Here is a 4,654-nt window from a genome sequence, read left to right on the forward strand (position 1 = left end):
AATATAGTACCGTGTTGGATCTGACAAAACGTTTGTTATCTTTAATGTTTGTTCCATCACTGTTCACCTCGGACCCCCATAATTTATTCCATTATAATACAGGCAATGTAACATGGGAATGAGGTTAACAATGTAAACACTATATGTTTAGAAAATGTTCACAATTACCGACTTTATATTGTAACAATATAATAAATAGGTTGCATTTTCTGATAAAAAGTCAATTGTCAACAGCAGAAGTATAGTTATTTTAGGGAAATTTCCCTTGTTTACATTCTCCGCCTCTTTTTAACTTCAAAGTAGAGGATGTAAGGTAGAATACCAAACCAACGATACCAAAAGGAGGCTTTTGTTTCTTTCCGTTCGGTTCGAAGGCGTTTCCGTTCATCCTTAGGTTGGTCTGCATATTTTACGATTGTTTGTGTCATATATTTAACATAGTCATTGGTTTTCATGGACACACCTGCCTTTAATTTTCATCAACAAGTATGCCCATGTTTGTTTATTTCAATTCAAGCCATTTGGTTAATCGTTTGGTTCGTGTATCAAAATATCCTCTTCCGTTGGCAGTTACATTGTCTTTAGGAAAGTGAAAAGTGAAATTGACTTTTTGAACATACCCTATAGGAGCTTCAGTTTGGAAATCCATGGTGCCCATGACAAACGTAATCGTCCCTTTGACAGGTAAGGTGCCGCTCTTTTGATACATCCCTTCAACTTTTTTAACAGACGAGAGGAAATAATATTCCTCGAGCTGGATGGTATTCGTTTCATGCGCTATTTTTCGTTCGGATAACAAAACTTCAATCCGTTCGGAGAGAAATAATAAAAAGATGATTAACAGACATAAGGTAAGTGGGTAGGTGAAGCCACGTTCATTATTTTTCATGGGACAGTCATCCCGTTGACTAAAGGGAAGGCGGTAACCGAATATTTTCTTCCCCAAAGGTCCGTAACATCAATTTTTATGGCATTGTTTAAGATAGCAAACGAATGCTGTGAAACATTTTGAAGGAGTATTTCATGTCCTGTTGAATTCACACGGCGCCGAAGGTTTGTCCCGTACTTTTCATACTGTATCGTTTCAGTATCTTTTGTTAGAATTAACCGATTCGAGATCACTTCGGCACGGGTGGATAGCCTGATTTCCTTTTTAATTTGGCTGGAAAAAATTGTCCACTCCATTGCTTGTATAGTTGCCACTGTATCGTTATTAGTGAGGATTATTTGGAATACAGGCATCATAAAAAAGATAATCATTGTAAAAATTGAAAATGAAATTAGAACTTCAATTAGTGTAAACGCATGGTCACTCAAGCAATCCGCAGACCTCGACCTCAGGCAGGAAAGAATTTTTTTCAACCCTTACACACACCTCCTTTTGATTAGGCGATTCGCTGTCCTTCCATAAGATTTGGTATTCGACACCATTTTGAATAGTAGTGGAATTTACAGTTGGCTGATTACTGACTAAATTCATCTGTAATACTTCGTACATCAACTGCCGAGCCTTCCTTTCTAATTCCAATTGTCGGGATTGTTCCCTTAGTTCGGTCAATAAAGGCAGTAAAAACATACTAAGGATTAACAAGGCTGATAAAGAAAGGAGCAGCTCCAGCAAAAAATAGCCATTAGTATTCCTTAACATAAAACCGCCCCTTTCCAATTAACACGGTCATTTGATAATTTTTATTTTTGGTTTGGATTAGAAAGGTACCAAACTGGTTTACATTTCCATCGTTTAAGAATTTAAAATATAAGGGAATGGAACCTTCCGTGAGATAAATATTGGTTGAATAATTTCGCATGACAATTGGCGGCAGGTCGGGTCTCAAAAGCATATAATACCGATACTGCGCGGGAAGAAAAACAACGGATACTTCATGTTGGTGGGATATAGCATATTGTTGTGAATAATAAAGGTCGGCTTTTAATTGGGTTAAAAAGGCCTCATCCTCTAGTACTGAGTGCTGTGGTTTTAAGGAGAAAACTGTAATTGAGGAAATAATCATGAAGATGGAAAGAACTAACAGAGACTCAATTAGAGTGAAGCCATTTTGATTGTTTTTCATTATGGATTAGATACTTTTGCAACTGCTGTTACTGTTCCATAAGAGTCGATCTCAATTGTATTACCATTCGGACAACCTTTAGAATCAGTTTTTAAATATCCTTCTGTTTTAAGTTCCTCCATTGTCGGGATTTTGTTTTTATCCATTTCATATGCTTGAACTTGAGCTTGGACCATTTTAACGTAGGCATCGCAGCCTTTATTGTTGATATTTGAATTATGTTTGGCAACATTAGGAATCGTAATAATTAACAATACTGATATTACGAGCATAACAATCATCATTTCTATTAATGTAAAACCCTTTTCATTTTTCATCATTTTCACTAACCTCCAATTTTTAAGGCTGTGTTAAGAGGTATTGTAGATATTTTAGCAAAGTTGATTGGTGAGGAAAGCGAAGCGCCTGGAGCGCAAATCAACATTCAAGGTATAACACAGCCATTTTTTAAATACCATCAAGCAGGTGAAACATAGGTAATAGGATTGCTAAATACATGGATACCACTAGGAATCCAATAAAGATATAAAGAATAGGCTGGATCGTTGATAAACGTTTTTCGATCATTTCCTCCATGTTTGAAATGCAGTGCTTGCTGAAAAAAAGTAATTCCTGCTCTAATTTTCCATTTTCTTGACCGTGTTTTACAATCATTGGAAATTCCTTTTCGAAGAATGACATCGTTGCCAAAATGGATTCAAACCTTTCTCCGGTAATTAGCTTACTTTTAATCGCGGTAGCTAAGTGACTGTAAAAAGGGTGTTTTTGATTCAGTTCAAAGAGTTGTAGTGCCTCGGAAACGGATAATCCACCGGATAGTAAGAAGCTCAGTTGAATGGAAAAGTAGTGGGTAAACAGTAGTTTGAGGATCCTGCCAACAATAGGGATACGAACTAGATGCGCCCTTTGTTTTAGGACAGAGAGTTTTCGGAAGATAAGCAAATAATAAACTGCTCCCAAAGCCAGGGTAATAAGCAGGACACTGATACCAATTGGGAAATACCGGTCGAATGCATAAATAACATTCATGAAGAAATTTGCTTCTAGACCAAGGGAGGAAAAAAGGGTAGTGAACCTTGGCAGCAATGTAGTTTCTACGAAAAAAAATAGAAATCCAGTAATGACGATAAGGACTGTAGGATACTGAAGCAACTTTAGCAGTTTGTGTAAATCTTTATCTTTTAATAGTGCAAGATTACTTCCTTCTAGCAATGCATCCGCAAAGCAGCCATGCTGGTCAGCAAAATAGACATAACCGACCAAGTCTTTCTGGAAGCCAAGCTTATTCAAGGCTTCATGAAACGGTTGACCTTTTTTCAACTCTTCTAAACAATCATTAAGTTCCTCCTTTTGTTTTGACGGTAATTGTAATGCTATGGATTCAATTGCAAGCGCAATTGGATATCCCCTTGCCAATAGTTCACCAGTTCTTCTCAAAAAATTAGCTTGATCTTTCACAGACCATTTATGACGTTTCATCATCATACACTAATCGTTCATATTCAGATTCTTGAATATAACCAAGAGCAATTCCCTTATTGATAACATCTTTTATGGTGCGGTAATGTGTATCGTTTCTATCGCCTTGTGCTGCTTTCATTACACCGTGTAAATTTTTTCCCGATAAAAGCTCAAACACACTCGCGCGTTTCCATCTGCCATAGGAATAACAAATAGGCGAGCACTCTCCCTCACAAAAAGGGCATGTGAGTTCAACTAACCTTTGTGCTGTAATGGCAATAAGCGTCTGTTCCACTTCTAACCAATTCACTCCAAACTCCCGTAGGCGATAAACGGCACCCTTTGAATCACGAGTATGCATGGTGGAGAGGACAAGATGCCCAGTTAAGGCAGCTCTTACCGCAATCTTCGCTGTCTCAGCATCGCGAATTTCACCGACCATAATAATGTCCGGATCATGACGAAGAATAGCCTTTAGACCAGCTGCATAGGTTACGCCCGCTTTTTCATTGACTTGTATTTGCAGGACGGAGTCATAGTTTTTTTCGATGGGATCTTCGAGTGTGATAACATTGCGATGGAATAGGTGGGCTGTTTCATTTAAAAGGGAATAAAGAGTTGTTGTCTTTCCACTGCCAGTCGGCCCAGTGAATATGATTAAGCCATGAGCATGTTTGAGAAGAGCGAGAAGTTTTCGTGTCATAGACGGGAATAGTGACAGTTGGTGAAAAGGGATTTGTTCTTGTTGTGGAAGCAGCCGGATGACAAGGCTCTCTCTGTTATTCGAGGGAAGTGTGGAAAGCCTTAAGCCCATTAATTTACCATCAACCTCACAAAAAATAGCGCCACTTTGAGGTCGTCTTCTTTCACCGATATCCATATTGGCCGTGAATTTAAAATGAGAGATTAATCTTTCGCATTCATCTTTTGGAAGGGATAGTCGAGGAATAAGTTTGTTGGTCAAACGGATTTGAATGAGCGTGTCTTTCTTCCTAGGGATAATGTGAATATCGGTTGCCTGGTTTCGTGCTGCATCTGTAATAATTCGATTAGCTAAGATTTCTATCGAGCTAACAATGAGTACCACCGCCTTTATTATTTTTCATTTGATAATATTCGAC

At 38.1% G+C, this 4,654-nt stretch carries 8 protein-coding genes; all 8 read right to left on the reverse strand.

The window, feature by feature from the left end:
- Nucleotides 1–269 precede the first annotated feature (269 nt).
- The 8 genes from V7137_RS29890 to comGA all read right to left on the reverse strand — a co-directional run bounded on the left by V7137_RS29890 (nt 270) and on the right by comGA (nt 4,620).
- A complete protein-coding gene (locus tag V7137_RS29890; protein WP_218349471.1) occupies nt 270–455 on the reverse strand; it encodes a YqzE family protein in 186 nt (61 codons plus the stop codon).
- 47 nt (nt 456–502) lie between these two features.
- Entirely contained in the window at nt 503–889 is a 387-nt protein-coding gene (gene comGG, locus V7137_RS29895; RefSeq protein ID WP_218349470.1) for a competence type IV pilus minor pilin ComGG, read from the reverse strand.
- Nucleotides 886–1,362 carry a competence type IV pilus minor pilin ComGF gene (comGF, locus tag V7137_RS29900; protein WP_335701430.1) on the reverse strand — a complete coding sequence of 159 codons (477 nt, stop codon included), beginning with the start codon at nt 1,360–1,362 and terminating at the stop codon, nt 886–888. The genes comGG and comGF overlap by 4 nt, the downstream gene beginning before the upstream one ends.
- Complete coding sequence (locus V7137_RS29905) at nt 1,310–1,648, reverse strand: hypothetical protein (protein ID WP_335701431.1); 339 nt, start codon at nt 1,646–1,648, stop codon at nt 1,310–1,312. Before V7137_RS29905 ends, comGF begins: the two co-directional genes overlap by 53 nt.
- On the reverse strand, nt 1,632–2,072 hold the full coding sequence (gene comGD, locus V7137_RS29910) for a competence type IV pilus minor pilin ComGD (RefSeq protein WP_335701432.1): 441 nt from the start codon (nt 2,070–2,072) through the stop codon (nt 1,632–1,634). The genes V7137_RS29905 and comGD overlap by 17 nt, the downstream gene beginning before the upstream one ends.
- Complete coding sequence (comGC, locus tag V7137_RS29915; protein WP_335701435.1) at nt 2,072–2,389, reverse strand: competence type IV pilus major pilin ComGC; 318 nt, start codon at nt 2,387–2,389, stop codon at nt 2,072–2,074. The genes comGD and comGC overlap by 1 nt, the downstream gene beginning before the upstream one ends.
- 130 nt (nt 2,390–2,519) lie before the next feature.
- On the reverse strand, nt 2,520–3,551 hold the full coding sequence (gene comGB / locus V7137_RS29920; RefSeq protein WP_335701433.1) for a competence type IV pilus assembly protein ComGB: 1,032 nt from the start codon (nt 3,549–3,551) through the stop codon (nt 2,520–2,522).
- Nucleotides 3,538–4,620: a competence type IV pilus ATPase ComGA gene (comGA, locus tag V7137_RS29925; RefSeq protein WP_335701434.1), complete on the reverse strand. Its 1,083-nt coding sequence runs from the start codon at nt 4,618–4,620 to the stop codon at nt 3,538–3,540. Before comGA ends, comGB begins: the two co-directional genes overlap by 14 nt.
- Nucleotides 4,621–4,654: the final 34 nt, after the last annotated feature.

This window comes from Neobacillus drentensis (assembly GCF_036962765.1).
GTDB lineage: Bacteria > Bacillota > Bacilli > Bacillales > Cytobacillaceae > Neobacillus > Neobacillus drentensis_C.

What these genes read in the sequence shown, in the direction of transcription:
- comGG (WP_218349470.1), bottom strand. Translation starts at nt 889, where the DNA reads ATGAAAAATAATGAACGTGGCTTCACCTACCCACTTACCTTATGTCTG.
- comGC (WP_335701435.1), bottom strand. Translation starts at nt 2,389, where the DNA reads ATGAAAAATGAAAAGGGTTTTACATTAATAGAAATGATGATTGTTATG.
- V7137_RS29905 (WP_335701431.1), bottom strand. Translation starts at nt 1,648, where the DNA reads ATGTTAAGGAATACTAATGGCTATTTTTTGCTGGAGCTGCTCCTTTCT.
- comGD (WP_335701432.1), bottom strand. Translation starts at nt 2,072, where the DNA reads ATGAAAAACAATCAAAATGGCTTCACTCTAATTGAGTCTCTGTTAGTT.
- comGB (WP_335701433.1), bottom strand. Translation starts at nt 3,551, where the DNA reads ATGAAACGTCATAAATGGTCTGTGAAAGATCAAGCTAATTTTTTGAGA.
- V7137_RS29890 (WP_218349471.1), bottom strand. Translation starts at nt 455, where the DNA reads ATGAAAACCAATGACTATGTTAAATATATGACACAAACAATCGTAAAA.